Genomic DNA, 26,120 nt, shown 5'->3' on the forward strand with positions numbered 1-26,120 from the left:
CAGAACATCGACGGTTGGCGAATCGGCTGACCGGCGTGGCGGGTTAACCGTTCCGACGTCCTTCGTTCACCTTTACGTACACCCGTGGTCAAGACGAATGCCGACCGGAGACCTAGCGTCACCCGCGTGGTTAAGCTCTCCGTCATCGTGCCGTTCTACAACGTGCAGACATACGCCCCCGACACGCTCAGAAGTCTGCGCGCGAACGCGCGTGCGGACTTCGAATTCATTCTCGTCGACGACTGCGCCACCGACGGGACGCCGGAGATCCTGGAGCGGGCCGAACGCGATCTTCCGGGGGCCGTCTACGTACGGCACGAGAAGAACGGCGGGCTGGCCACCGCCCGGAACACTGGCCTGGACAAGGCCACCGGGGAGTACATCACCTTCCTCGACGGCGACGACTGGCTGGCGGCCGGGTACTACGAACGGCTGCTCGCGGCCATCGAGGACCTGGGGTGCGACTTCGTCCGCGTCGACCACGTCCAGTGCACCGCCCGCGCCCGCCAGATCCACCGGGTGCCGCACGGCCGGCGCGATGTCGTCATGAACCCGCGGGACGCGATCCTGCCGGCCGACCGCTCCACCTCCGTGGACTACGCCTTCGCGTGGGCGGGCATGTACCACCGCCGGCTGCTGGACGACGGACTGCTGCACTTCACCGACGGGCTGCGGACCGCCGAGGACCGGCCCTGGATCTGGCGGCTGCACCGCGAGGCGCGCAGCTTCGCCGTACTCGGCCTGCACGGAGTGTTCTACCGGCGCGGGGTCGCCTCCTCGCTCACCCAGATCGGCGATGTCCGACAGCTTGACTTCATTCGCGCATTCGACCAGGTCATCGAGGAAACCGCACGGGACCGCGACGCCGACGCCCTGCTGCCGAAGGCCGTCCGCACATATTGCGCGATCATTTCCCACCACCTGGGCAACATCGAAAGATTCGAACCACAAGTGGCCCGCAAACTCCGTTCCATGTCGGCGGCGGCGATGAAACGCATGCCCCAGGACGTATTGAAGGACGCACTGGATTCCATGGACTACGAGCGCGCCGCACGGCTGCGGCGAGTCAAGCGCCGGCCCGCCGGGGCGGAGGTGGCGGCCTGATGTCCGCCTACACGCCCCTGGCGGAGCGCAAGCGCACCCAGATCTTCCTCGCCTCGACCCTCTACGGGGCGGCGACCCTCGCGGCCGCCATCGACGCGGGCAGCGTCGGCCCGGCCGACCGCCGGCTGCTGCTGATCAGCAACAACGCCGCGACGCCGGAGACCACTCCGGCCGTCGACGAGATGCCCGGCTTCGAGCGGCTGCGCACCCGCTTCGACCGGGTGCTGTCCTGGAACGAGACCATCTCGCCGTTCCACCCCGGCGGCTGGGCCCCGCGCATGGACGACACCCCGCTGTGGGAGCGCCATCTGCGGCTGCTGTGGAACCTCGGCGACGACGAGATCGAGCTGGTCCTGGAGTCCATCCAGGTCAACCCGGCGATGGCGGTGGCCAACGTCTTCCAGGGCGCGCCCATCGACGTCTACGCGGACGGGCTGATGAGCTACGGCCCGACCCGTAACAAGCTCGACCCGCTGATCGGCACCCGCATCCGCCGGCTGCTCCACCTGGACCTGGTGCCGGGGCTGCGGCCGCTGCTGCTGACCGAGTTCGGCGTGGCACCGGAGGTGCTGCCGACCGAGGTGTTCACCAAGGTGCTCGCCGAGGTCGCGGACGCCGCCCCGCGCGGTGTCGCCTCCGCCAGTGAGCGGATCGCCGGCGGCGGCGGCCCGGCGCTGATGCTCGGTCAGTACCTGTCCGCGCTGGACATCCTCACCCCGCAGGAGGAGGAAGAGCTGCATGTGCGGATGTTGCGCGGCGCCGTGGCACTGGGCCACCGCACCGTCGTCTTCAAACCGCACCCCACCGCCCCGGCCCGCTGGTCGCGGATGCTGGAGAAGAAGGCCGCGGAGCTGGGTGCGGAACTGACCGTCATGGACACCCCGGTCCTCGCCGAGGTGCTGTACCAGCGGATGCGCCCGGCCCTGGTCATCGGCTGCTTCTCCACCGCACTGCTCACCGCCGACGTCTTCTACGGACTGCCGGTGGCCCGGATCGGCACCGAGGTGCTGCTGGAGCGGCTCACCCCGTACCAGAACAGCAACCGCATGCCGGTGACGATCGTGGACGCGCTGCTGCCCGACCTCGAGGACCACAAGGCGGTGACCGCCGCCCAGCCGGTCGACGAGCGGGCGGGCAAGCGGCTCGGCGGACTGGTCACCGCGGTCGGCTTCTGCATGCAGGCGAAGATCTACCCCGGTCTGCGGCCCGCCGCCGAGCGCTATCTGGCCACCCATCTGGACGCCCACACCTGGCGCTACTTCAAGAAGCGCCGGCTGACCGCGCTCGCCCTGCCCGGCGCGGTCCCCTCCCAACTCGCCTTCATCCCGCGCAATGAGACGGTGCGCCGGGTGGCGCGCCGGGCCCGCGCCCTGAAGCGGGCCGCGCTGAAGCGGACGGTGACCGGATGAGCGCCCCGCCCGCCCCCGACGCGGGGCCGATATCGTCCGCGGCGGCGACGGCTCCCACGCCGACGCCGCCGCGCGCCCCCGACGACGCCCTGGAGAGATCCGCCGAGCAGACCGCCAAGGCGGCCGCACGCGGCGGCGGCCATCCGGTGCGGCTGCGCGCGCTGGACGGGCTGCGCCTGCTCGCCGCGCTCATGGTGGCCGCGTACCACTACGGCGGCCGCAGCGGCGAGATCAGCCAGGCCTGGGGCACCTCGCCCCGCGAGCAGTTCCCCACCCTCTCCGGCTACTTCGCCTACGGCTGCCTCGGCGTCCAGATCTTCTTCGTCATCAGCGGCTTCGTCATCTGCATGAGCGGATGGGGACGGCCGCTGCGCTCCTTCTTCGCCTCGCGCGTCTCCCGCCTCTACCCCGCCTACTGGGTCGCGATCATCCTGGTCACCGCCGTCTTCGCGCTCCCCTGGGTCGCCTACGAGGCGGTCTCGCCCAGCGACGCGCTGGTCAACCTGACCATGCTCCAGCAGCCGCTCGGCGCGCACCGGGTGCTGGGCGTGTGCTGGACCCTGTGGGCGGAGCTGCGCTTCTACGCCCTCTTCGCACTGTTCGTGGTGCTCCCGGGCGCCAGCCGGCACCGGGTGGTGCTGTTCTGCGCCGTCTGGACCCTGGGCGCGGCGTTCGCCGAGGCGGCGAACCTGCCGCTGCTGGACGTCGTCCTGATGCCCGAGTACGCCTCGTACTTCATCGGCGGCATGGGCATCTACCTGCTCCACCGCTTCGGCCACGACGCCCTGGCCTGGGGCATCGTCGGGATCAGCTTCCTGATCGGCCAGCACTACGCGATCGGCGAACTGTGGCACCCGGCGAACGTCAACGCCTTCTCCTACCGCTCGGCCACCGCCATCATCGCCATCGTCGCCTTCGGCTACCTGGCGGTCACCCTGATCGCGCTCGGCAAGCTCAACTGGGCGAACTGGCGCTGGCTGACCCTGGCGGGCGCGCTGACCTACCCGTTCTACCTGGTCCACGAGCATCTGGGCTGGGTGGTCGTGGGAGTGCTCCACCGCAAGCTGGGCATCCCGTCCTACGCGACGTTCGCCCTGACCGTGCTGCTGATGCTGGCCCTCGCCTGGGTGCTCTACCGCTTCGTCGAACAGCGGCTCACCCCAGTGATCAAACGCTCGCTGACCACGGTCCGGCTGTAGGGCCGCCACACGCTCTCGCGGCTCCCCTCGCTGTTTCGCGGCTCGCGGCGAGGGGAGCCCTACTCGTTTCGCTGGGACAGCGCCTGATCGATGACATGGCGGGCACAGCAAGATCTTTACCCGACAACGCGAATATTGGCGATCCCGCATGGACGGCCAATGACCGCCCTCGTACCGTATGGCCAGTCGGCCCGACCAGGGTCGCGAACGAGGGGGGTTCGGCATGACACGGCAGGAACTGACCCGGCTCACCGGCAGCGGTAATGGGGAGTGCAGCCAAAACGACTGTCCCAACATCTACCGGGACGAGACTGACGGCGGGATCGTCGTGCAAGGCGACATCTACGAAGCGTTCCAGCCCCCGCCCGGTGAGGCACTGGTGAAGATCCACGAGCATGTCATGCGGGAGGCCATCCGTGCTCTTGGAGGGTGAAGCGTGGCAGGCCAAATTCCGGGACTTCCGGAGCGAGGCATGGCGGCTTGAGACTCTGCCTGCCTACAAGGTCCCACAAGAAGAGGAAGAGATCCGGGCCTATCTGGCGGGTGAACGTATCGATCCCCACGCACACTCCAACGAGTACACCGAGGATCTGAAGCGGGTACGTCGCGAAGGAAAGAGCAAGGGGCGCGTACACATCGTTACCCGCCCGCTCTCCACGTATCTCCGCTACGAGTTCATGTACTACAGGCCGCACGTATGGGCCGGCGAAGACATCAGAATCATGGACGTGACCGACCGGGAAAATCCCCTGGCCGGCGTTCAGGACTTCTGGATTTTCGACAAAAGAGAAGTCGTCCTCATGCACTACCAGGCGGACGGCACACAGATCAGCCGTGAAGTGCACGAGGGCGACGTGACGCCATACCTCGAATATCAGCGTATCGCTTTGGCCGAGTCGGTGCCCTTTGAGGAGTACGTGAAGGGTCTTGACGTTTGAGCCGGAAGAGCTGAGGCAGTCCAGAACGGACTTGGCCGACACGCTCAAGACCCTCCGCAAGCGGGCCGGGATCACACAGACCCGGCTCGCTCAGCGTTGCAATATGTCCCAGACGAAGATCAGCAATATCGAAGGAGCGAAGCTAACGCCGAGCCTTGTCGATGTAGAGCTGATTCTCCGCGCTCTGAAGGCACCGTCCGACCTCGCCTCCCAGGTGGCGGCCCTTGCTCGTACCGCAAACACCGAATGGCAAGACGTCTGGTCCCAGCGCCGCACCGGTCTGGAGAAGAAACAAAATGAACTTGCCGGGTTCGAACGTTCTTCTACAGAGTTTCGGTACTTCCTCCTGTCCATGGTGACTGGCCTGCTGGCGACCCCAGACTATGTGAGGGCAAGCCTCGCTCACATCTCAGGAGATCACAGCAAGGCGATCGCCAGGAAGCTGGAGCGGCAGTCGGTCCTGTACGACACGTCGAAGCGTTTCACGTTCATCCTGACCGAACAGGCCGTACGCTGGCCGTTCCTTCCTGCCCCTGCCATGGCTATGCAGATCGACCGACTGGCGTCGATCAGCCTGCTGCCGAACATTCGCCTCGGAGTCATCCCCTTCGACGCCCATGTCCCGGTGGGCCCGTTGAACACCTTCACCATCTATGACGCGCGAATCGCCACAGTTGAGACGCAGACGGGCGCGATGATTTTCCGGGACCGTCGGGATGTGTCGGCGTACCTGGATGAGTTCGCAGCATATGAAGGATTCGCCTTGTTCGGGGAGAAGTGCAGAGAACGGCTGTCCGAATGGGCCAACCAGTGCCGCTCATGACCTTTACCCGACTACGGAAATATCAATTGGTTCGCTCGGCATTCTTCTCTACCGTGAGCTTATGAGCTCCCGCCCCGGCGGTTGGAAACCCTGGACAGGTCGAGCAACCGGGGCGGGTGACCAAACCGCAGAGGAATCCCCTGCGGTCGCGGGCCATGTCCCCGACGGTACGGCGACATGGCCCATCGCGAAAGAGGAGGCTGGTAGATGAACGCTGCGGCCGTCGACAGGTACGAGACGCGCACGCCCGACGCGGAAGGTTGGCGCGGAGTCCCGTTCAGGCACCCGCGTGACCTGATGACCGAGCAGGCCGACGGAGGAAAGCACGACGGAGGACCAATGCCTCCGGAGGCCCCCCGCGACCCAGCCCCGCAGGGAGGCGACGGCAAGTGAACCCCTGACATTCCCATGGCTTACTGAATCGGCCCCTGTCACCTGCTTCCCCCGTGGCAGATGGCAGGGGGCCGCCTACCGGCCACACCTGCACCGACACCGCAGGGGTACCGCTATCGCGGCGCGGACGATGGAGTCCCTGGAACGGGGACACCACCGGTCCACAACTCCTCCGCGTGTTCCGCGAAGCGAGAGAACATCCCCTCGTCACCATGGCGCCGCAGATGCATCAATGGCGAATCATGGCCCACGAGCCGCGCCAGATGTGGCGTGACGAGTGCCTCGTCGTCAAAGCGGAAGACCGACAGGGAGACGTGATTCATGGCATCCGCCGACGCGGAGAACCGCGCTTCCAGTCCCTGCACCTCACCTATCTTGGCGAGTTGCTCCAGGGTCATCCTGACGCGTGTGGAGACCGTCAGGGCAACGTCCTCGATGGCTTCCCGCTGTCGGGTCACCGCCCCCTCCGGATCGCCAAGCAGGAAGCGAACTCGGCAACCGCTCTCTGCCTTCCTCCGAAGGATTTCGGGAAGAGCAGGTACCTGTGTCCAGAGGAAGTAGGACGTGAAACCGGCGAAGAACAGGTCCTCGGTCGCCCCGGCGATCAGATCAGCCCAGACCGTTGAGGGACAGGCAGACCTGTATGCGTAAATGTGGACGAGTTCCCGGTCACCGCCGGTCTTCAGCCGGTCCCTCACAGCTTTCGGCCACAGCATCTCTGCGTCAACTCCCAACACCTCAGCGGCGTCTACCCGGTTCCTGGCGTGCGGGATGAGCTCTTCGTCCGCGATCCATCGTTCAACGGTCTTGCTGGAGACACCCACCCGGATAGCGAGCTGTCTTGGTGACAGCCCAGAGGACTCGACAGCTGATCGTAAGGCTGAGTTCAAAGCTCCCCCTGGGGACGTTTGGGCGTTTTCAACGGTAGCGCCGATACGCCCCAGACGTCCTTGCCTTGGGCGGTAATACGTCCGCTTTGGGCGGTCAGTCTTTGGCTGCAAAGACCCTGCGACCGTCCTCCTGGCCCAGTCCATGGCCACCAGTCTCTGAGGAGCTGATGACGTGATCTACCTGATCCGGTGCGTACTCGAATGGGTGAAAGTAGTTTCGAACGGCGACTTCACGGGGGCGGCACAGTGACCCAGTCGAACGGCCTGCGGCTGCTGCCATGGTCCAGCCCCGAAGGCAAGCCGTGTTTCCTGGTTTCGGACGGCGATCACAGCGCGCTGAGCCGGCGGGCTGACGAAATCGAGGCCCTACAGCTCGCCATGGGCGCCGGACTCCTCTACCACGCCCGTGCGCTGTTGGGCGACCGGAAGGCGGACGCGCGAGAACTGCGTTTCCTGGCGGAGCGACTGTGTGAGGCGCTCCGTGATGTGCTGCGGGTCGCCGAGAGCAGGGGCGGGCGCCTGGCCGCCCCTGAAAGCGATGGGGGTGAGAGCCTCGGCGGCGCGCCTGAGAGCAACGAGGGCTCGGCATGACCAAGTGGGAGATCGGGCCTGTGCCGGGGCGGGGGCTGTACCGCATGGCGGATGGGGAACTCGCACTGCCGCTACAGATCAGCAGCGATGGGCGGCATCGGGCCATCGCGCAACTAGCGCTGACCCCCGCCGAGGCGGAGCAGCTGCACGCGGCCCTGTGCTACGCGCTCGGTGAGCAGCCCCCACCCACCGCCGCCCCTGAGTGCCGACAGCCGATCCGCTACCCGGGTGGCCGACAGCGGTACTGATGCCGAAACAACCGCCTTGCTCCGGCGTTGTCGTCGGCAACAGCGAGGGCCCGCTCCCAAGGAGCCCGCTGACAGCGGCCGGGTCAGAGCCAGCGCGGCTCGTCGGCGCCCAGGCGGCCTGGCGGGCGGGCCCAGTCCGGCGGACCGTCCGGGAAAACGGTCGGGGAACCGGTCGGGAGGCCGATCGGGGAGCGGGCGTAGCGCAGCTTTCCGAGGTCGGAGGTGGTCTCCGCCAGCCAGGGCGCCGGGTCGTGGGCGGGGCCGTCCGCGCGGCGCCCCAGGGGGGCGGGGGCGATGCCCCGCATCAGCCAGGACGCGGTGCCCGCGAGGGAGAGCCGCAGATGGCGTCCGCCGCCGGTCTCCTGGCGTTCGGTCAGCGCTCGCAGCACCGCCGCCGCCAGCAGATAGCCGGTGCCGTGGTCGAGCGCCTGGGCGGGCAGCGCGCCGGGCCGGCCGTCGGTACCGGCACCGGCGTCCGCCTCGATCGCGGCGATCCCGGTCGCCGCCTGGACCAGGCTGTCGAAACCGCGCCGCCCGGCCCACGGCCCGGACCAGCCCCAGGCGCACAACTGGGCGACGATCAGCCCGGGGTGGCGCTCCAGCAGGGCGTCCGGGGCGAGGCCGAAGCGGTCCAGCGCACCGGGGCGGTAGCCGGTGACCACCACATCGGCGTCGGCGAGCAGCGCGTCGACGGTACGGCGGCCCTCGGGCGCGGCGAGGTCGAGGGCGGTGGAACGCTTGCCGAAACCGGTGTCGGCGTGGGCGTCGGGGTCCTCGGGCAGCCGTGGGGAGTCCACGCGCAGGACGTCCGCGCCCAGCAGGGCCAGGGTGCGGGTGGCCACTGGTCCGGCGATGACCCGGGTCAGGTCGAGGACCCGCACCCCGCTCGCGGGCAGCACGCCGCTCGTGGGCCCGCTCGTGGGCAGTGGCGCCTCCGGGAGCGGGCGCGCGGCGCCCTCGCCGATCCGCCGGGACTCGATCAACGGCAGCCCGGCCAGCGGGATCGCGCTCTCACCGGGCCGCGCCACGGCAACGGCCAGTCCGCCCGCCGCGTAGACGGTCTCCTGGACCGCGCGGGCCGGGCGGGCCGCGAGCGCCGCCGCGAGGTCGTCCGGCCCGCTGTCGGCGGACAGGCCGAGGGCGGTGAGCAGCCGGGCTCGGTGGTGCGGGTAGTTGGCGTGGGTGCGCACCCAGCCGTCGGCCGCGCGCCAGAAGCCGGACAGCGGGGCGAAGTTGGTGGGCCTGCGGCCGTCGATCCGCAGATGCCGTTCGCTGACGAACGCCGTCGCGACGGCACCCTCGTCGACCCGTACCGCCGGAACCGCTCCGCCGGAGCGCCGCGCGCCCAGTTCGGCGGCGGCCAGCGAGCACACGCCCACGGTGGCGCGGGCCAGTTCCGCCACGGGCAGCCGGGCGGACAGTGCCCCGCTCACCGGGCGGTACGCCACCCTCTCCAGCAGCGCCGGATCACCGCCGAGGGCGGTCCAGGCGTGGGTGGTGGCCGCGTCCGGTGGTGCGTCGCTCGTGTCGCTCCTCGTCATCCGCTCATTGTGCGCCGCGGCGCACTGACGCGGCGGCGAGGGCCCCGCCCCCTCCTCCTGGTCGGGGACGGAGGGGGCGGGGCCGGTGCGAGAGGGCGGCGGGCTTACGCGGCGCCTGCCCGGCGGTAGAGGCCGAGGGCCTCGTGCCCGAGAGCGTTGGACAACGTTGTCCGACGCTTGGTCGCCGGTAGGGTGCCACGGCTGCTCCGGCCTGCCAAGACACCCGGCGCCACAACTAGGGTCCGTCTTCAAACGGATCTTGCCCAGAGCAGGAACGATGCGAGGGTGACCGCCGCTTCGTAGGAAGTGGCGGTCTTCTCGTATCTGGTGGCGATCCCGCGGAAGCCCTTGAGCCGGTTGAAGCAGCGCTCGATCATGTTGCGCCGCCGGTAGGTCTCCCGGTCGAACCCTGGCGGTCGTCCGCCGTGGCCTCCGCGTCTCAGCCGGTGCCGTCGCTGGTCGGTCTTCTCGGGGATGGTGTGCGCGATGCCGCGTCTTCGCAGGTAGGCACGGAAGCCGCGGGAGCTGTAAGCCTTGTCTGCGATGACCTGGCCGGGCTTGCACCGAGGCCGGCCCAGGCCGGTGCGGGGAACACGGATCCGTTCCAGCAGAGGGCGTGCGCAGACACTGTCGTGGCGTTGGCCGGGCGTCACCAGGATCGCGAGCGGGCGGCCCTTGCCGTCGCAGGCGAGGTGAATCTTGGTCGTCAGCCCGCCTCGGGATCGGCCGAGGGCGTGATCGTCCGGTTCGTCCTGCCGATGCCGCCCCCTTTTCGGCCGGTGGCGGCGGCGTGCTGGTGGGCGCGGACGATGGTGGAGTCGATCTGGACGAGCCAGTCGATGTCGCCGGCCGCGTCGGCGTGGGCTTGGATCTGCTGCAGGGCCCGTGTGAAGACTCCGTCGAGGGCGTAGCGGCGGAAGCGGGTGTACACGGTCTTCCACGGCCCGTAGCGTTCCGGCAAGTCACGCCAGGAGATCCCGGTGCGGATCTTGTAGACCATCCCGTTGACGACCTGCCGGTCCTCCACGCGAGGACGCCCCGTCGCAGCCCGGGGTATCAGCGGAGCGAGTAACTCCCACTCCTGATCAGTGAGTTCATGACGACGTACCACGACACCATGATCTACCACCCGGATGATCTTTGAAGACGGACCCTAGTACTCCTGTCAGAAGGTGTGCCGAGCGTGGGGGGATGCCCTGTCGGTCAAGCTCGCGACCGCGATGTCAAACCGGCCGACGCCGACGGCCATCTCGATGACCGCGGACGTGGAGCCGGCGGCGCTCGCCCAGGGCTCAGCCGAGCGACGTCGCGTGGACTTCTCTGGGACTACCGGCCGGTTGGAGGTGTGGCCGTGTCAGGGAACCGGCGCGGTGGATGGTCTACGACGAGGAGTTGATGGAGGCGGGCGAGTGCGGAGAGGAGGGTGTCTCGTTCCTTGTCGTCCACCTCGGCCAGGGCGGTGGTCAGGGCATTGTCGGCCTGTGCGGCGCGGCGCTGTTCGCTGGCGGTGCGGATGGCCTCGGTGAGGTCGACCAGGGTTTTACGGCCGTCGGCGGGGTCGGCGGCGGTGGTCACCCAGTTTCGGCCGGCCAGGGACCGCACGCTGGTGGAGACGCGGCTTTGAGCGAGGCCGGTGCGCTTGGCGATGTCGCCTACGGCACTGCCAGGGTGCAGGAAGAGGTCCTGGAGGACCAGGAACTCGCCGGGGGCGAGGTTGAGTGCGTGGGCGCCCATGCCTTCGAGGGCGATCTCTGCCAGGCGGCGGCCGAGTTGGTACAGCTCACTCATCTCCATCTCCATCTCTTCAAAATACATCTCCCAGTATCCATCTGAGCAGATACATCTTGACAGATCCATCTTTCCGAAGCATCTTGAGAGATGTAGCTGGGCGGCAAGCCCGGACCCCACGAGAGAAGGCACCATGAGCCTCAGCGACTACCTGCTCTACACCGGCGTGTTCATCGCGATCCTCGCCACGCAGCTCGGCACCCAGCGCCCGGACGCCAGACGGCTGCTGCTGCCCGTCGCGATCGTCGCGGGTGTCGGCTTCAAGTACGTCAAGGACATACCGTCCGGAAACACGCCCCATCTGATCGAGACGTCCGGTCTCGTACTCGGCCTGCTCTTCGGTCTCGCCTCGATCGCCCTGATCGAGGTCCGCCGCGACCCGGCCGACTCCCGCCTGGTCACCGTCGCGGGCTGGCCCTACGCCGCGCTGTGGACGGCCGCGATGGCACTACGCATGGGCTTCGCCTACGGCTCCACCCACTGGTTCACCCACGCCCTGGCCTCGTTCTCCATGCAGCATCACGTCCCGGCCGCCACCTACGGCACCGCGTTCGTCCTCATGGTCCTGGCGATGATCACCGTCCGCACCGCCGGCGTCCTCATCCGCGCCCGCCTCGCGGGCGCCACCATCGACTTCGGCGCCCTGGGCATCGCCCGCCGGCTCGCACGCTGAGCGCCCATGGGGTGACCGCCTTCGCGGCACGAGCAGGAGCAGGAACAGCGGCAGATGGAATGCGGCCGAATGCCCCACACTGCGAGGCGAGGCCACCGCTCATGTGACCTTCAGGATTCCCGCGGTCCGTTGTCGCCATGGTGCGCGCTGTCATGATCTACAGAACTGGGACCGGCCGCAGCAGCACGCGCGTTACGTCCCACGTGCGTGCGGTATCCACCCCGAGCTCATACAGCCGGGTTTGCACGCCTTCGACGCTCCTCCCAGGCGCGGGTCGTGCACGACGGACGACAGTAGACGCGGCGCCGCCCGGTCGGAGGCTGACGCATCGGACCGCCGCACCATCCACACGGAGCGAACTGGCCTTCGAGGTCTTCCGGAGTGCGGTGGGACTTCAGAGGGGTAGATCGTCAGTCTGCCAGGGCGACGTTCACCACGTCGGTGAGATCAAGGTCGAGCGCCCGGTAGCGGGATCGCATGACGCGGGCGATGACACCGCCGGGCGTGCGCCCTCGGCGCTGTTCAAGGGCGTGCGCCGCCAAGGCCGGGCGCTGGCGATCGCCGTCACCACCTGGGCGGCGGCCATCGCCCTCGCGGGCACTGTCCACCACTTCCTCGCGGCCGCGGCCCTGCTGGCCGCTGCCGGAGCGGCGGACCTCGTCAGCGCGGTCTACCGCGAGACGATTCTGCAGACCTACGCACCAGACGCCATGCGTGGCCGGCTGCAAGGCGTCTTCACCGTCGTCGTCGCCGGCGGTCCGCGCCTCGGAGACCTACGTGCCGGCGCCATGGCCTCCGCCACCGGTCTCGGTGTCGCGTGGACAGGCAGTTCGCTGCTCTGCATGATCGTCGTCATCGCCGGCGCACTGCTTGTCCGACCGTTCTGGCGCTGCACCGTCACCCTGGCACAGCCGCCATCCCCGCCGACGCGTCCCGAAGCCGCACACCAGCCATAGAACTGGCGCATCACGGCCGTCTCTCGATCGGTCACCCGGAGATCCAAACGAACCGTCAGAGTGATCGGCCCCACGGGGCCAGTGGTCATAGGCGGTCAGTGAACGCAAGACAGGCTGTCCAGTGCGGTCGTTGTGCCAGATCGTCGGCGGAAGTCCTGGGGGAGGGCGTACCTGCGGCTCTGGGCCGTGTCTTCGAAGCAGGGACCTAACCGTGCAATCGGCGTCGCAGGAAGGTGTGCCAGGTCTGCTCGAAGGAGGCGGTCAGCGCTGCCTTGGGGGCGAAGCGGTCCCAGGCGTGGAAGGCGCCGGCGTAGACGTGCAGGTCGACTGGCACGCCTGCGGCGATCAGCTTCCGGGCGAAGTCGACGTTCTCGTCGCGGAAGACGTCGAACTGGGCGGCGGCGACGAAGGTGGGGGGCAGGTCGGCCAGGTCGGTGGCGCGGGCCGGGGCGCAGTACGGGTGCAGGTCGGGCGCGCCGGCCCGGTCGCCGAGGACGGCGGACCAGGCGTGCAGATTCTGGTCGCGGTCGACAATGCCGAGGTCGAGGATCTCGTGGCTCGACTGGGTCTCGTTGCGGTCGTCGAGCATGGGGTAGCTCAGGGCCAGCAGACACGGCGCCGGGTAGTGACGGTCGCGGGCCATCAGGGCGATCGCGGCCGCGGGGGCGCCGCCGCCGCTCGCGCCGGCGAGGCCGATGCGGTCGGGTGCGATGCCGAGATGCGTGGCGTGCTCGCGTAGGTAGGTGTACGCCAGATATCCGTCCTCGGCGGCGCCGGGAGCCTCGGTCTCGGGGGCGAGGCGGTAGTCGACGGCGGCGAGCACGCAGTCGAGTGCCAGGGCGAGCGAGGCGTGGTAGGGCGCGTCTTCGTGCGCGCTTCCGAGCACTTGGCCGCCGGCGTGGAACCAGAGCAGTGCGGGCTTCGGACGGTCCTCGGCTTGCCGACCGGACGGACCGGATGCATCGGACGAGTCGGGCTGATCGGACGGACGGAACAGCACGATGTCGAGAAGGGACCCGTCGTCGCGCGCGATCTGCACGGTTTCGACGTTCACGCGCGGGTCGGCCAGATTCTGCGCATTGGAGTGCGCATCAGCCGGCGTTTCGGCGGCGCGCAGTCGGGCGCGCAGTGCGGGCACGTCGGAGAAGTCGAGCAGTGGCCCGTTCGCCGCCTGGATCATCGCCTCGAGTATCGGGGCGAGCTCGGGGTCGAGTGCGTAGTCGGAGACCGCCATCGTCTTTCCTTTCGTCAGAACAGATCGGGCCGGCCGCTGCCGGCGTAGATCCCGCCGTCGACCGGTCGGAGGGAGTAGCCGGGCAGGGCCCGGCGCGGGGTGAACTTCTCGACCAGGCCCTGGGGCCCGGGGTGGTCCCGGCGCTCCGGGTCGCTGGTGAGGGAGGTGTGACCGTGTTGACGCGGATCCTGTGCGGGCCGAGGTCGAAGGCGAGACCGCGGGTGAAGTCCACTACCGCGCCCCGGCCGCGTTGGACGCGGGCCGCTAGCTGTTCACCGCGGGGCGCTCGACCGGGCAGGTGGCGCGGGAGCTTCGGGTGACGGCCGTGTCGGTGGGCCGGTGGCGGCGGGCCTGGGAGACGGGCGGTCCCGATGCGCTGGTCTCCATGATGAGGATGGTCGATTCGACCATCCTCATCAGCCTGGACAACGACGTACTCGACTCGACCCCGTGATCGTCACCGGCTTCCATGCCAGCCGCGCCCACAAGCTCACCTCCGGCCAGAAGACCGCCAACCGCGTCATCGCTGTCGGGCGGGCACCGGTCGAGCACGGCTTCGCCCACCTCAAGAACTGGCGGATCCTCACCAAGCTCCGTACCGCCCCTGCCCGCGCCACCTGCCTCCTGCGTGCCCTGCTCGTCCTGACGAACCTCGAAGTCACTCGCTGACGGATCTACTCAGCAGATAGGCACCCACGACAAACTTTGAGTGTCCCGGCATTCCAGCCCTTTGCCAGTAACGCATTGAGCCGAGCACAGACGGTCCCCTGGAACCGGTGTGCGTCAGGGCTGAATGTTCTCCAGGTCCTGGAGGAGGCTGGGGTGGGTCGGGTGCCACCCGAGGGCCTCGCGGGTGTGGGTGCTGGACGCCGGCTGGTCCATGGCGAAGATCGGGCCGAACGGGCCGAAGTTCTCCTGCGGGACCTCCTCGACCGGCAGGCCCAGTCGTCGGCCGATGACCGTGGCGATGTCCCGCACCGCGTCGCCCTCGTCGGCGACGGCGTGCCAGGCCGTCCCGGCCGGTGCGGACTCGAGGGCCAGACGGAACAGGACCGCTGCGTCGAGCGCGTGCACGGCCGGCCAGCGCTGGGTGCCGTCGCCCGGGTAGCCGGCCACCCCGGTGCGGCGCGCCTGATCGGTCAACAGGCCGGCGAATCCGCCCTGGCCCTCGTTGTGGACTGTGCGCGGCATGCGGACAGCCGTGCTGCGCACCCCGCGCGAGGCGAGGTCCAGCAGTGCGTTGACCGAACGGCCCCGGCCGCCCACCGGTCCGTCGGTCGGCAGCGGATCGGCCTCGGTGGAGGCGCGTCCCGGTACCCAGGGTGTGCCGGAGACCGTGACGATCGGGCGGTCGCTTCCGATGAGTTCCTGCCCCAGCGCGGTGAGAGCGGCGCTCTCCTCGGCGATGGCCTGGGCGAGCGCGTCCGGACTGCCGTAGTCGCGTCCGAACGCCAGACTGATCACGCCGTCGCACTGCGCCGCGCCGGACCGCAGGGCGTCGAGGTCGGCCAGGTCTCCTCGCAGCACCTTGGCGCCGGCGCTCTCAAGGGTGTGCGCGGAGCCGTCCGAGCGAGCCAGCGCGAGAACGGTGTGGCCGTTGCCGAGCAGTTCGGCGACGACGGCGGAGCCGATGGTGCCGGTACCGCCGGTGACGAAGACATGCATGAGCTCTCCCAGAAAGTGATGGGACCGTTGTCCCGTCACTGACTCTACACGGTGATGGGACAAGAGTCCCATCACCTATCCTGTTCTCATGGCTAGATGGCAACCAGGAGCGGCCCAGCGGCTCGTCGTCGCGGCCGTCGACCTGTTCACCGAGCAGGGGTACGACGCCACCACGGTGACGCAGATCGCCGAGCGCGCCGGCGTCACCAAGAGCACCTTCTTCCGGCACTTCTCCGACAAGCGCGAGCTGCTGGTCGCCGGCCAGGAGACGCTCAGCAGGCTGCTCGCCGACGGCATCACCGAGGCCCCTGCGAGCGCCAGCCCGCTCCAGGCGGTGGCGGCCGGTCTCGAGCGCGCGTCAAGCGCCATGGGGCCAGCGAACCGCGAACTCGGCCCGCGCCTCAAAGCAGCCGTGGCAGCCAGCACCGAACTCCAAGAGCGCGACGCCCTCAAGAGCGTCGGTCTCGCGGCCGCCATGACAGCCGCGCTCATCGCCCGCGGCGTCCCCGAGCCGACCGCGCACCTCGCGGGCGAGCTGGGAGTCCTCGCGTTCAAGCGAGGCTACGCCCAGTGGTCCGAAAGCGATCGTGATGACACAGAAGGGCTCGCGCCACATGCACTGGCAGCCCTGGAAGACCTGCGTGCGGCAAGCGCATCGCTGGGCTGATCGATGCCGTCGATGCCGTCGATGCCGCTCGACTGGCGCCGGCCGGGCCCTGTCGGCGCCATGGGCACTGCGCCCGTCGACCGCCTCCGAGACACCTTGCTCGTCCTGACAAACCTCGGAGCCGATCGCGCCCGGCTCACCGGTATCGACTGGGTCGACGACGCCGAATTCGCCGCCAACGGCCTGGACGCGGAGTCAACCGCCGAGTTGCGCAGGTGGGCGCAGTCGTGGGCCGACGACATCACGGAGCGACTTCACGAGCTGGAAGTTGCTGACGGCATCTGAACCGCCCACCACCCCGTGGCATTTCCGTAAGAGGTCGGCCTGCTGCGTCGCCCCGCCTCTGCCCCGCTCGTGCTCCAGTGGTTCTTCTTCGGTAGTGGCAGCGGCGGGCGGTTGCCTGGTGCCTGTCTGCGCCAGGCCGACCAGTTCAGTGCGTGGGTGCCAGGATCACGTACCAGGGATCCCCCTACCGCGCGGCCTCCGGGGCCAAGGTCGCCTCGATGCCCGCCACGATGGCGCGCAGGCCCTCCTCGAAGCGCTCCTCGTAGCCCTGGAACAGGTCCGCGCTCACCGTCGCCGCCAGCGAATACCCCTCGGCGGCCATGCGTGCCTCACGCTCGGCGACCTCGTAACCGGACATCCGTTCGCCCGGCCTGGGCTCGACCGACTGCTCCTCGATGACGAAGCCGAGCGTGAAGCTGAACGCGATGAACGTGGCGCGGGCGGCGGCGCCCGGGGTGAAGCCCGCCGCGACGAAGGCGCGCAGATGGTCCTCCTGTGACGCGGCGTGGTCGGTTCCGGTGAACCGGCTGCCGCTGTAGACCTTCGCGCCGTCGCGGTAGCCGAGCAGCGTCCGGCGCAGACCGCGCTGGACCTCGATGAGCCGCTCCTGCCAGGTCAGGGCTTCGAGATCGGCATGCGACGCGACCATGCGCCGGAACATGGCGGTGCTCATCTCGTCGAGCAGCGCCTGCTTGTTCTTGAAGTGCCAGTACAGGGCGGGGGCCTGGACGTTCAGCTCCTTGGCGATGCGGCGCAGGGTGAGCCCCTCGAGACCCACGTCGTTCAGCAGCCGCAGGGCGGTGTCCACCACGAGGGTCCGGTCGAGTCGCGTCGTCGCCATCCGGCCATTCTCCCTGCTCTCGCAAGCCTCCTTGACAATTTAACGCCGTTAAGTGCACGCTCTCCCCATGGAACTTAACAACGTTAAGGACGCGGACGTGCTGATCGTCGGAGCCGGTCCGGCCGGACTCACCCTCGCCGTCGACCTGGCCCGGCGCGGGGTGCGGGCCCGGGTCGTCGAGCGCGGCGAGGGCCTGTTCCCGGGCTCGCGCGGCAAGGGCATCCAGCCCCGTAGCCGGGAGGTCTTCGACGACCTCGGCGTCGGCGAGGCGATACGGGACGCGGGCGGTCCGTACCCGCCGATGATGAAGTGGGAGGACGAGCGGCGGCTCGGCGCCTTCGAGATGATGGAGCGGATCGAGCCCGCGCCGGACCGGCCGTACCACGAGGCGTGGATGCTGCCGCAGTGGCGGACCGCGGAGATCCTGCACGCGCGGCTGACGGAGCTGGGCGGCCGCGTCGAATTCGGCACCGCGCTCACCGGCCTGGAGCAGGACGGGGACGGTGTCACGGCACACCTCGGCTACGCCGACGGCTCGGCCGGGACCGCGCGCGCCGCCTACCTCGTGGCGGCCGACGGCGGCCGCAGCACCGTCCGGAAGGCGCTCGGCATCGGCATGACCGGCGAGACGGTCGACCCGGCGCCGTCGGTGGTCGCGGACGTGGTGATCGACGGCGCGGAGCGGGGCCTGGACCGCGACCACTGGCACGTGTGGTGGCACGCGAAGGGCGGCGGCATCGCGCTGTGCCCGCTCGCCGGGACCGACCACTTCCAGGTCGTCGCCCAGTACGACGACCCGGACGCCGTTCCCGACGCCTCCCCCGATGCGGTGCGGCAGCTGATCGCCGACCGCACCGTCCTCGCCGCCTCCGATGTGCGCGAGGTGCGGTGGGCCTCGGTGTTCACCCCGCGCGCGGCGATGGCGGACCACTTCCGCGCGGGCCGGGTGTTCCTGGTCGGCGACGCCGCGCACATCCATTCCCCGGCGGGCGGCCAGGGCCTGAACACCAGCGTGCAGGACGCGTACAACCTCGGCTGGAAGCTCGGGCAGGTGCTGCGGTACGGCGCGGACCCGGCGCTGCTCGACAGCTACGAGGCCGAGCGGCTGCCGGTCGCGGCGGGGGTGCTCGGCATCAGCACCCGCATCCACCGGGCGCACCGGGCGGGCGATGCCAAGGGGGGACGGCGCGCGGAGGAGGTCCACCAGCTGGAGCTCTCCTACCGGGACGGGCCGCTCGCCGTGGACGACCGCGGCCGGCCGGGCCCGGTGGGAGCCGGCGACCGGGCCCCGGACGCGCCGTGCGCCCTGCCCGACGGGACGCCCGTCCGGCTCTTCGACGTCCTGCGCGGGCCGCAGTTCACCCTGCTGGTCCTCGGTGACGCGGAACCGCCCACGCCGGACGCCGACTTCGGCGGCCTCGCCACGGCGCTGGGCGCGGCCGGATGCCTGCGCACCGTCAGGGTCGGCGGCCCGGACCCCGACCTCCTCGACCCGGACGGCCACGTGACCACCGGCTACGGCCCCGGCCCCGCGCTCTTCCTCATCCGCCCGGACGGCCACGTCTGCTGGGCGGCGGACACCGCACGGACGGGGACGCGGAGGCGCTCCGCGCCCACCCACTGAGCGCTGTCCGTCCCCGGCCGCCCGGCCACCACGGTCCGCCGTGGGCGGGCACATCGCGGGAGCGCCGGTCCCGCCCGTATCCGCCGAGGCGCACCCCGGATGCGGGCGGGGCGGGTTGGCGCGGCTGAGCGGCGACCGCCGTGGACAGGCCCCGCGCACCCTGCCCCGGACCCGGCGCGCCCTGGCCCGGACCCGGCGCGCCCTGGCCCGGCTCCCCTGCACCCCGTGCACGCGGCGACCCGCGCACGCCCCGCCCGCCGGTGCATTCAGCCTGAAGGGCAGTTGGCCGCGACGACCGGCGCCAGGACGTAGACCACCGCACCTCGCGCGCGGGCGAGGCGGGTTGACACGGCTGACCGACGTCCGCCGTGGACCAGGCCCGGTGCACCCTCCCCCCGACCCGGCGCACCCTGGCCCGGCTCCCCTGCACCCCGTACACACGGCGACGACGCGCACGCCCCCACCCGCCCGTACGTCCAGCCCCAAAGGCACCTCGCGCGCGGGCGGACCGGGACGACGCAGCTGAGTGATGTCCGGCAAGGCGTCAGGCGGAACCCGGCGGGATCGTGAGCGAAACCCGACGGGACGGCAGGCGCAGGCCGACGGGACGTGAGGCACGGCCCGACGGGGCGTCAGGCACTGTCCGGCGGGCCTACGCGAAGTCCAGCAGGACCTTGCACGACTGGCTGCGGTCGGCGGCCTGGCCGAACGCCTCGGCCGCCTCCCGCACCGGCCGTACCGCGCTGATCAGCGCGTCGAACGACGGCTCGGCCGCCAGCAGTCGCAGCGCGTCGTCGAACTCCGCGTGGAAGCGGAACGCGCCGCGCAGGTCGATCTCCCGGGCGACCAGCAGGTTTCCGGCGAACGGGGTCTGCCCCGGCGGCAGCATGCCGAGCTGGACGACCACCCCGCCGCGCCGCACCCGGCGCAGACAGGTGTCGAGCCCGGCGGCCACACCCGATGCCTCGATCGCGATGTCCGCCTCGTCCGAGGGCCAGTTGGGGTCGTCCGGGTCGTCGGCCCGTACGCACGCCGTCGCACCGGCCGCCGCCGCGAACTCCAGGGCGCGGGGCAGCAGATCGGTGGCCGTGATGGTCGCGGCGCCCGCCGCGCGGGCCGCCGCGACGGTCAGGCAGCCGATCGGGCCGGCGCCCGTGACCAGCACATGCCGGCCCGCGAGGTCGCCTGCGCGGCGCACCGCGTGCAGCGCCACGGACAGCGGTTCGGCGAGCGCCGCCCGGCGCGGCTCCAGTCCCTCGGGCAGGGCCCGCAGCTGTACCGCCGGGACGGCGATACGGGAGGCGAAACCGCCCTGCACATGCGGGAAGCGCGCGGCGCTGCCCAGGTAGCGGGTGTCCCGGCAGACGTTGGCGCGGCCGTCGAGGCATTCGGGGCAGGCCCCGCACGGGGTGGCCGGGTGGACGGCGACCGGGGTGCCGGGCGCGGGCCCGGTCCCGCCGTCGCCGTAGGCCACGACCGTGCCGACGACCTCGTGGCCCAGCAGCATGGGCTCCCGCAGCCGGAAGTCACCCACCCCGCCGTGGCGGTGGTAGTGGAGGTCCGAGCCGCAGATCCCGCCGTAGCGGACCGCGACCACGGCCTGACCCGGCCCCGGCTCGGGCTCGGGGAGCTCATCGACCCGCAGATCGCCCTGCCCGTGGATCACACAACCCAGCACCATCCGCGCCGCCTCCTCGTCGGTTGTCCCCGCTCGTCGATTGCCCCCGCGTTCACAGGACGCTCGTCATGCCGCCGTCGACGTACAGCACCTGTCCGCTGACGAAGTCCGAGGCGGGGGACGCCAGATAGAGCAGCGCGCCGACCAGGTCCTCGGTGCGGCCCCAGCGGCCGGCCGGGGTCCGCCCGCGCACCCAGGCGCTGAACTCCTCGTCCTCGACCAGCGGCCGGGTCAGCTCGGTCTCGATGTAGCCGGGGCCGAGCCCGTTGACCTGGATGCCGTACCGGCCCCAGTCCGCGCACATGCCCTTGGTGAGCATCTTCAGCGCGCCCTTGGTCGCCGCGTACGGGGCGATCCCGGGGCGGACCACCTCGCTCTGCAACGAGCAGATGTTGACGATCTTGCCGTGGCCGCGGGTGGTCATCCGCCGGGCGGCCTCCCGGCCCACCAGGAAGGCGCTGGTGAGGTTGGTGTCCACGATCTGCTGCCAGGCGGCGTCGGTGAACTCCAGCAGCGGCGCCCGGTTCTGCATCCCGGCGTTGTTGACCAGGATGTCGAGCGGGCCCACCCGCTCCTCGACCTCGGCGATCCCGGCGGCCACGGCCGGGCCGTCGGTGACGTCGAACGCGGCGGTGTGCACCCGCGTGTCGGCGTCGCCGACCTCGGCGGCTGCCTTCGCGGCCTCCTCGAGGGCGTGCGGGTCGCGCCCGTTGAGCACCACCGTGCAGCCGGCCTCCAGCAGACCGCGCGCCAGGGCGTGGCCGATGCCCCGGCTGGAGCCGGTGACCAGCGCGGTGCGGCCCGCGATGTCGAAGAGCGGATGTGTGGCCATGGCGTGCGTATCCCTGCCTCTCGCTGCCTGTGCTTCTGCTCGCGTTGCCTCTGCTTCTGCTCGCGTTCGGGAACGGTGCTAGATCACCAGTGACAGCAGCAGGACGAAGCCGAGCGAGACGACGGAGATGACCGTCTCCATCACGGACCAGGTCCGCACCGTCTGCCCCACGCTCATCCCGAAGTACTCCTTGACCAGCCAGAACCCCGCGTCGTTGACGTGGCTGAAGAAGAGCGATCCGGCGCCGATGGCCAGCACCAGCAGCGCCACATGCGTGCTGGACATATCGGCGGCGAGCGGTGTCATCAGCCCGGCGGCGGAGATCGTGGCCACGGTCGCCGAGCCGGTGGCGAGCCGGATGGCGACCGCGATCAGCCAGGCGAGCAGCAGTGCGGAGACGTTCCAGCTCTCCGAGATGTCCATGATCATCTTGCCGACGCCGATGTCGATCAGCGTCTGCTTGAAGCCGCCGCCCGCGGCGACGATCAGCAGGATTCCGGCGATCGGCGCGAGCGAGTGCTCGACGGTGGAGGAGAGGCGGTCCCGGGTGAAGCCGGCCGCCCGGCCCAGCGTGAACATGCCCACGATCACCGCCGCCAGCAGCGCGATCAGGGGCGCGCCGATGACGTCGGCGACCCGCTGGACATGGTTGTCCGGGTTGTCCACCACGATGTCGACGAGCGCCTTGATGAGCATCAGCACGACCGGCAGCAGCACGGTGATCACGGTGGCCCCGAACCCGGGACGCCGCTCCAGCTCCTCCGACGGGCGGGTGGGGATCAGCCGGTCCGGCGGGGTGACCCGCACCCAGCGGTCGGCGACGCGGGAGAAGACCGGGCCCGCGATGATGGCGGTGGGCACGGCGATGAGGACGCCGAGCGCCAGGGTGATCCCCAGGTCGGCGTGGACCGCGTCGATCGCGGCGAGCGGACCGGGGTGCGGCGGCACCAGGCCGTGCATGACGGACAGGCCCGCGAGCGCCGGGATGCCGATCCGCATCAGCGAATAGTTGCCGCGCTTGGCGACCAGCAGCACCACCGGGATCATCAGCACCATGCCGACCTCGAAGAAGATCGGCAGTCCGATGATCCCCGCGATCAGCACCATCGCCCAGGGCATCGTCCGGTCGCTCGCCTTGGCGAGGATCGTGTCGACGATCTGGTCGGCGCCTCCGGAGTCGGCGAGCAGCTTGCCGAGGATCGCGCCGAGGGCGATCAGCACGCCCACGCCCGCGACGGTCGAGCCGAGTCCGTTGGAAAAGCTGGTGATGACCTTGTCGAGCGGGGCCCCCGCGACGGCGCCGAGCGCCAGTGAGCCGATCGTCAGCGACAGAAACGCGTGCAGCTTGGTCTTGGTGATGAGGAGGACGAGGACGGCTATGCCGACGAGGACGGCTATGCCCAGCTGTGCGTGACCGGCCGACGTGATCGGGTCGACGGTGTCCGCTGCCAGCATCTCGACGCTGAGTCTGCTCACGGGCGGGTTCCTAACGTGCGTTACTGGTGTTCGAGCCGCCGCAGCGCGTCGGCGGCCCGCTCGGTGATGATCTTTGGCTCCGGAGTGACGTCGACGGCCACGCCGCGCTCGTCCGCCTGAAGCGGTTCGAGCGTGGCGATCTGCGAATCGAGCATCTTCTCGGCGAAGAAGTGGCCCTTGCGCTCCTTCATCCGCTCGGCGATCAACGAGCGATCACCGGTCAGATGGAGGAAGACGATGCCGGGCGCGGCGGACCGCAGCCGGTCGCGGTACGTCCGCTTGAGCGCGGAGCAGCTGACCACCCCGCCCCCCTCGGCGTGGTCGTGGGCCCAGGCACCGATGGCATCCAGCCAGGGACGCCGGTCGTCGTCGTCCAGCGGGATCCCGGCCGACATCTTCTCGATGTTGGCCGGCGGGTGGAAGTCGTCCGCCTCGGCGTACGGAACGCCGAGCTCCTCCGCCAGCAGGGGGCCGACCGTGGTCTTGCCCGTGCCGGACACTCCCATGACCACGACAACCTGGGGGGCGTGCATTGTGTGAAACCTCGCTGTCTTCTTCGACCTCGGCGCCGGGCACACTCAACCCCACAGATACGACGTATTCAAGAGTCTGTGACTTAAAAGTCATACTTATTTGCCGCTGAACGGCCACGTAGGCTGAGCGCATGGACGAACAGGGGCCCGCGGGCCGTGGTCAGAGGCCCAAGGCCAGGGGGCTGCACGACCGGCTCCTGGAGTCCCTCGGCCCCGCCATCACGGCGGGCGACTACCCACCGGGCACCGTGCTGCGCACCGATGAACTGGAGCGGCGCTTCGACGTCTCCCGCACGGTGGTCCGGGAGGCGGTGCGGGTCCTGGAGTCCATGCACCTGGTGGAGTCCCGCCGCCGGGTCGGGGTGACGGTGCGCCCCACCGAGGAGTGGGACGTCTTCGACCCCCAGGTCATCCGCTGGCGCCTGGCCGGCCCCGACCGGCCCCGCCAGCTGCGCTCCCTCACCGCCCTCCGCTCCGCCATCGAACCCGCCGCCGCCGCGCTGGCCGCCGAGCACGCCACGCCGGAGCAGTGCGCCGAACTCACCGAGCACGCGCTCAACATGGTCGCCACCTCACGCGGCCAGCAGCTGCCCGCGTACCTGATCCACGACATCGCCTTCCACCACGTGATCCTGCGCGCCTCGGGCAACGAGATGTTCGCGCGCCTGGGCGATGTCGTCGCGGAGGTCCTGACCGGCCGCACCCAGCACCAGGTCATGTTCAGCGACCCCGACCCGGAGGCGGTCACCCTCCACGTCCGCGTCGCCGAAGCCGTCCGCGCGGGCGACGCGGAGGCGGCGGAGCGCTATACGAGGGAGATCACCGTGGGGGCCCTGCGCGAGCTGGACATCCTGGCCCCGTAGTCGGGTGCGGGTTTGTCCGCGCCTTCGGCACGAGACGGAACCCGCACCCAGCCCGAGCCGAGCGGCCCCAGCGCGGAGCGCCCGCCTCCGCTCAGATCACCGGCACCGGATGCGGGGCGACACGGCCGGCGTCGCCTCCCAGGCTCGCCGCGCGGGCCGCGGCCGCCGTCTCGTGGGGATTGCCCAGGGAGACGGCGCTGACCTGGGCCAGGCGGGCGTACTGGGCCTCGGTCAGAGTGAGGTCCAACGCGTCCAGATACTCGGTCAGTTGCTCACTCGTGCGGGGGCCGATGACGGGGACGTAGGCCGTGGCGGCGCGAGCCGCGTGCGCCCGCAGCCAGGCCACGGAGACCTGGGCCGCCGAGACCCCGGTCTCGGCCGCGATCGCGAGGACGGTATCCAGGACGGCGGTCTTCTGGTCACCGTCCTCGACCCGTACCCCCGCACCCTGGCGGCTCAGCCGCCCCTCCGCACCGGTGCGGTATTTGCCGGTCAGCATTCCGCCCGCCAGCGGCGCGTACAGCGCGGCACCGAGGCCGAACGCCTCCGCCATGGGCAGGAGTTCGCGGTCGGCGGTGCGCTCGGCCAGGCTGTACTCGACCTGTATGCCGACGATCGGCGCCCGGCCGCGCAGTTCGGCCATGGTGGCCGCCGACGCCACCCGCCAGGCCGGGAAGTTGGACAGCCCGCCGTGCAGGATCTTCCCGGCGCGGACCAGGTCGTCGAAGGCCGCGACGATCTCCTCGACCGGCGTGATCGTGTCGGGGATGTGCGCCCAGTACACATCGATGTAGTCCGTGCCGAGCCGCCGCAGGCTCGCCTCCAGCGAACGGATCATGTTCTTGCGGCTGTTGCCGGTCGCACTGATCCCCGTGCGATCGCCTCTCCCCGCGCTGTACTTCGTGGCCAGCACGAAGTGGTCCCGATCGGCGGCGAGCAGCTCGCCGAGCAGCGTCTCGGACGCCCCGCCCTGGTAGCGGTCGGCGCTGTCGACGAACGTGCCACCCGCCTCGGCGAAGGCGTCGAAGATCGCCCGGTACCGCTCGCGATCCGTGGTGGTGAAGTTCGCGGTGCCGAGCGCGTACTCGGATACCCGCAGGCCAGTACGCCTGCCGAAGGTGGTGTACCGCATCAGTGTGTCGCCTTCCCTGAAACTGGAATCTGATTCCGGTAACCGTACCGGAATCGGATTCCGGTACGGTGGCACCGTGGACACCACCGGCAAGGACAAGCCCCTGCGCGCACACGCCGCCCGCAACCGCGACGCCCTCATCGCGGCGGCCTGCGACGCCTTCGAGGCCGGCGAGCTGGACATCCGCATCGAGGAGATCGCCCGCCGGGCCGGGGTCGGCGTCGGCACGCTCTACCGCCACTTCGCCACCCGCGAGGCCCTGATCGAGGCCGTCTACCGGCAGCGGGTGGAGGAGCTGTGCGGCGCGGTGCCCCGCCTCCTGGACGAGCTCGCCCCGTACGACGCGCTCCGCACGTTCCTGCGGCAGCTGGTCGCGCACTCGGCGGCCAGCCAGGGCATGGCCGTCGCACTGGAGGCGGTCATGAACACCGGATCACCGGTCTTCGCGCAGACCCGGACGGACATGACCGAGGCCATCGCCACGATCATGACCGCCGCCGTCACGGCCGGGGAGATCCGCGCGGATGTCACACCGGAGACCGTCTTCCGCGCGATGGGCGGTATCTGCACCAGCCATGACCAACCCGACTGGGAGGACAGCGCCCACGCGATCGTGCGCCTCCTGCTCGACGGCCTCCGCTCCGGCGCGGCAGGAATACCGCGCCAGGCAGGAATACCGCGCCAGGCAGGGCTACCGCGCGCGGAAGGGACACCGCGCTAGGCGCCGGCCTCGGCCC

29 protein-coding genes are annotated in these 26,120 nt (G+C 70.2%); 17 read left to right on the plus strand and 12 right to left on the minus strand.

Translation table 11 applies throughout. From position 1 onward, the window contains the following. Positions 1-126: 126 nt before the first annotated feature. The 6 genes from PS467_RS18075 to PS467_RS18100 all read left to right on the plus strand — a co-directional run bounded on the left by PS467_RS18075 (position 127) and on the right by PS467_RS18100 (position 5,473). Entirely contained in the window at positions 127-1,104 is a 978-nt protein-coding gene (locus PS467_RS18075) for a glycosyltransferase family 2 protein (RefSeq protein WP_268972606.1), read from the plus strand. After that, entirely contained in the window at positions 1,104-2,513 is a 1,410-nt protein-coding gene (locus PS467_RS18080) for a polysialyltransferase family glycosyltransferase (protein WP_311036151.1), read from the plus strand. The genes PS467_RS18075 and PS467_RS18080 overlap by 1 nt, the downstream gene beginning before the upstream one ends. Further along, the gene (locus PS467_RS18085) at positions 2,510-3,712 is read left to right on the plus strand and encodes an acyltransferase family protein (RefSeq protein WP_311036152.1); all 1,203 of its coding nucleotides are present in this window, start codon (positions 2,510-2,512) and stop codon (positions 3,710-3,712) included. The genes PS467_RS18080 and PS467_RS18085 overlap by 4 nt, the downstream gene beginning before the upstream one ends. 223 nt (positions 3,713-3,935) lie before the next feature. Continuing rightward, complete coding sequence (locus PS467_RS18090; protein WP_311036153.1) at positions 3,936-4,145, plus strand: hypothetical protein; 210 nt, start codon at positions 3,936-3,938, stop codon at positions 4,143-4,145. Further along, complete coding sequence (locus tag PS467_RS18095) at positions 4,129-4,650, plus strand: DUF6879 family protein (protein ID WP_311036154.1); 522 nt, start codon at positions 4,129-4,131, stop codon at positions 4,648-4,650. The genes PS467_RS18090 and PS467_RS18095 overlap by 17 nt, the downstream gene beginning before the upstream one ends. After that, positions 4,640-5,473 carry a helix-turn-helix domain-containing protein gene (locus tag PS467_RS18100; RefSeq protein ID WP_311036155.1) on the plus strand — a complete coding sequence of 278 codons (834 nt, stop codon included), beginning with the start codon at positions 4,640-4,642 and terminating at the stop codon, positions 5,471-5,473. Before PS467_RS18095 ends, PS467_RS18100 begins: the two co-directional genes overlap by 11 nt. A 506-nt stretch (positions 5,474-5,979) precedes the next feature. Here PS467_RS18100 and PS467_RS18105 read toward each other — a convergent pair. Continuing rightward, on the minus strand, positions 5,980-6,582 hold the full coding sequence (locus tag PS467_RS18105; protein WP_311039896.1) for an XRE family transcriptional regulator: 603 nt from the start codon (positions 6,580-6,582) through the stop codon (positions 5,980-5,982). A gap of 375 nt (positions 6,583-6,957) precedes the next feature. Between PS467_RS18105 and PS467_RS18110 the strand changes: the two genes are divergently transcribed. Then, positions 6,958-7,347 (plus strand): hypothetical protein, encoded by a 390-nt coding sequence (locus tag PS467_RS18110; RefSeq protein WP_432280600.1) that lies wholly within the window; start codon positions 6,958-6,960, stop codon positions 7,345-7,347. Beyond that, positions 7,344-7,595, plus strand: a complete 252-nt coding sequence (locus tag PS467_RS18115) for a hypothetical protein (RefSeq protein ID WP_311036157.1) — start codon at positions 7,344-7,346, stop codon at positions 7,593-7,595. Before PS467_RS18110 ends, PS467_RS18115 begins: the two co-directional genes overlap by 4 nt. Before the next feature lie 83 nt (positions 7,596-7,678). Here the strand turns inward: PS467_RS18115 and PS467_RS18120 are convergent, their stop codons facing one another. The 3 genes from PS467_RS18120 to PS467_RS18130 all read right to left on the minus strand — a co-directional run bounded on the left by PS467_RS18120 (position 7,679) and on the right by PS467_RS18130 (position 10,924). After that, complete coding sequence (locus PS467_RS18120) at positions 7,679-9,136, minus strand: CoA transferase (protein ID WP_311036158.1); 1,458 nt, start codon at positions 9,134-9,136, stop codon at positions 7,679-7,681. Positions 9,137-9,384: 248 nt separating this feature from the next. Then, a protein-coding gene (locus PS467_RS18125) for an IS5 family transposase (protein ID WP_311036159.1) occupies positions 9,385-10,247 on the minus strand; the annotation gives its coding sequence in 2 pieces (ribosomal slippage) (positions 9,385-9,888 and positions 9,891-10,247; 861 coding nt in all). 215 nt (positions 10,248-10,462) lie between these two features. After that, a complete protein-coding gene (locus PS467_RS18130) occupies positions 10,463-10,924 on the minus strand; it encodes a MarR family winged helix-turn-helix transcriptional regulator (RefSeq protein WP_311036160.1) in 462 nt (153 codons plus the stop codon). Between the two features lie 133 nt (positions 10,925-11,057). Between PS467_RS18130 and PS467_RS18135 the strand changes: the two genes are divergently transcribed. Then, positions 11,058-11,597: a hypothetical protein gene (locus PS467_RS18135; protein WP_311036161.1), complete on the plus strand. Its 540-nt coding sequence runs from the start codon at positions 11,058-11,060 to the stop codon at positions 11,595-11,597. 386 nt (positions 11,598-11,983) lie between these two features. Next, positions 11,984-12,553 carry an MFS transporter gene (locus PS467_RS18140; RefSeq protein ID WP_311036162.1) on the plus strand — a complete coding sequence of 190 codons (570 nt, stop codon included), beginning with the start codon at positions 11,984-11,986 and terminating at the stop codon, positions 12,551-12,553. 205 nt (positions 12,554-12,758) lie between these two features. On the opposite strand, the gene PS467_RS18145 is transcribed toward PS467_RS18140, so the two are convergent. Beyond that, complete coding sequence (locus PS467_RS18145) at positions 12,759-13,787, minus strand: alpha/beta hydrolase fold domain-containing protein (RefSeq protein WP_311036163.1); 1,029 nt, start codon at positions 13,785-13,787, stop codon at positions 12,759-12,761. Between the two features lie 325 nt (positions 13,788-14,112). Here PS467_RS18145 and PS467_RS18150 point away from each other — a divergent pair, with 325 nt between their 5' ends. Further along, on the plus strand, positions 14,113-14,241 hold the full coding sequence (locus PS467_RS18150) for a hypothetical protein (protein WP_311039897.1): 129 nt from the start codon (positions 14,113-14,115) through the stop codon (positions 14,239-14,241). Beyond that, positions 14,238-14,456 carry a transposase family protein gene (locus tag PS467_RS18155; RefSeq protein ID WP_311036164.1) on the plus strand — a complete coding sequence of 73 codons (219 nt, stop codon included), beginning with the start codon at positions 14,238-14,240 and terminating at the stop codon, positions 14,454-14,456. The genes PS467_RS18150 and PS467_RS18155 overlap by 4 nt, the downstream gene beginning before the upstream one ends. 114 nt (positions 14,457-14,570) lie before the next feature. Here PS467_RS18155 and PS467_RS18160 read toward each other — a convergent pair whose 3' ends face one another. After that, positions 14,571-15,452: an SDR family oxidoreductase gene (locus PS467_RS18160; protein ID WP_311036165.1), complete on the minus strand. Its 882-nt coding sequence runs from the start codon at positions 15,450-15,452 to the stop codon at positions 14,571-14,573. Positions 15,453-15,540: 88 nt separating this feature from the next. Between PS467_RS18160 and PS467_RS18165 the strand changes: the two genes are divergently transcribed. Together PS467_RS18165 and PS467_RS18170 are read left to right on the plus strand one after the other, a co-directional pair. Then, positions 15,541-16,119, plus strand: coding sequence for a TetR/AcrR family transcriptional regulator (locus tag PS467_RS18165; RefSeq protein ID WP_311036166.1), 579 nt, complete (start codon positions 15,541-15,543; stop codon positions 16,117-16,119). A 21-nt stretch (positions 16,120-16,140) separates the two neighbouring features. Further along, positions 16,141-16,404 carry a hypothetical protein gene (locus PS467_RS18170; protein ID WP_311040114.1) on the plus strand — a complete coding sequence of 88 codons (264 nt, stop codon included), beginning with the start codon at positions 16,141-16,143 and terminating at the stop codon, positions 16,402-16,404. A 184-nt stretch (positions 16,405-16,588) separates the two neighbouring features. On the opposite strand, the gene PS467_RS18175 is transcribed toward PS467_RS18170, so the two are convergent. Continuing rightward, positions 16,589-17,245, minus strand: a complete 657-nt coding sequence (locus tag PS467_RS18175) for a TetR/AcrR family transcriptional regulator C-terminal domain-containing protein (protein WP_311036167.1) — start codon at positions 17,243-17,245, stop codon at positions 16,589-16,591. A gap of 67 nt (positions 17,246-17,312) precedes the next feature. Here PS467_RS18175 and PS467_RS18180 point away from each other — a divergent pair, with 67 nt between their 5' ends. Then, positions 17,313-18,869: an FAD-dependent oxidoreductase gene (locus tag PS467_RS18180; protein WP_311036168.1), complete on the plus strand. Its 1,557-nt coding sequence runs from the start codon at positions 17,313-17,315 to the stop codon at positions 18,867-18,869. Positions 18,870-19,521: 652 nt separating this feature from the next. On the opposite strand, the gene PS467_RS18185 is transcribed toward PS467_RS18180, so the two are convergent. The 4 genes from PS467_RS18185 to PS467_RS18200 all read right to left on the minus strand — a co-directional run bounded on the left by PS467_RS18185 (position 19,522) and on the right by PS467_RS18200 (position 23,388). Next, positions 19,522-20,550: an L-idonate 5-dehydrogenase gene (locus PS467_RS18185; protein ID WP_311036169.1), complete on the minus strand. Its 1,029-nt coding sequence runs from the start codon at positions 20,548-20,550 to the stop codon at positions 19,522-19,524. Positions 20,551-20,599: 49 nt separating this feature from the next. Then, on the minus strand, positions 20,600-21,379 hold the full coding sequence (locus PS467_RS18190) for an SDR family oxidoreductase (protein WP_311036170.1): 780 nt from the start codon (positions 21,377-21,379) through the stop codon (positions 20,600-20,602). A gap of 78 nt (positions 21,380-21,457) precedes the next feature. Beyond that, a complete protein-coding gene (locus PS467_RS18195) occupies positions 21,458-22,855 on the minus strand; it encodes a GntT/GntP/DsdX family permease (RefSeq protein ID WP_311036171.1) in 1,398 nt (465 codons plus the stop codon). A gap of 20 nt (positions 22,856-22,875) precedes the next feature. After that, a complete protein-coding gene (locus PS467_RS18200) occupies positions 22,876-23,388 on the minus strand; it encodes a gluconokinase (RefSeq protein WP_311036172.1) in 513 nt (170 codons plus the stop codon). 131 nt (positions 23,389-23,519) lie between these two features. Here PS467_RS18200 and PS467_RS18205 point away from each other — a divergent pair, with 131 nt between their 5' ends. Beyond that, complete coding sequence (locus tag PS467_RS18205; protein ID WP_268972623.1) at positions 23,520-24,251, plus strand: FadR/GntR family transcriptional regulator; 732 nt, start codon at positions 23,520-23,522, stop codon at positions 24,249-24,251. 91 nt (positions 24,252-24,342) lie between these two features. Here the strand turns inward: PS467_RS18205 and PS467_RS18210 are convergent, their stop codons facing one another. Further along, positions 24,343-25,383 carry an aldo/keto reductase gene (locus PS467_RS18210; protein ID WP_311036173.1) on the minus strand — a complete coding sequence of 347 codons (1,041 nt, stop codon included), beginning with the start codon at positions 25,381-25,383 and terminating at the stop codon, positions 24,343-24,345. A 76-nt stretch (positions 25,384-25,459) separates the two neighbouring features. On the opposite strand from PS467_RS18210, the gene PS467_RS18215 reads away from it, so the two are divergent. Further along, positions 25,460-26,104 carry a TetR/AcrR family transcriptional regulator gene (locus PS467_RS18215; protein ID WP_311036174.1) on the plus strand — a complete coding sequence of 215 codons (645 nt, stop codon included), beginning with the start codon at positions 25,460-25,462 and terminating at the stop codon, positions 26,102-26,104. The last annotated feature ends 16 nt before the right edge of the window (positions 26,105-26,120 follow it).

It is taken from the genome of Streptomyces luomodiensis (assembly GCF_031679605.1).
GTDB lineage: Bacteria > Actinomycetota > Actinomycetes > Streptomycetales > Streptomycetaceae > Streptomyces > Streptomyces luomodiensis.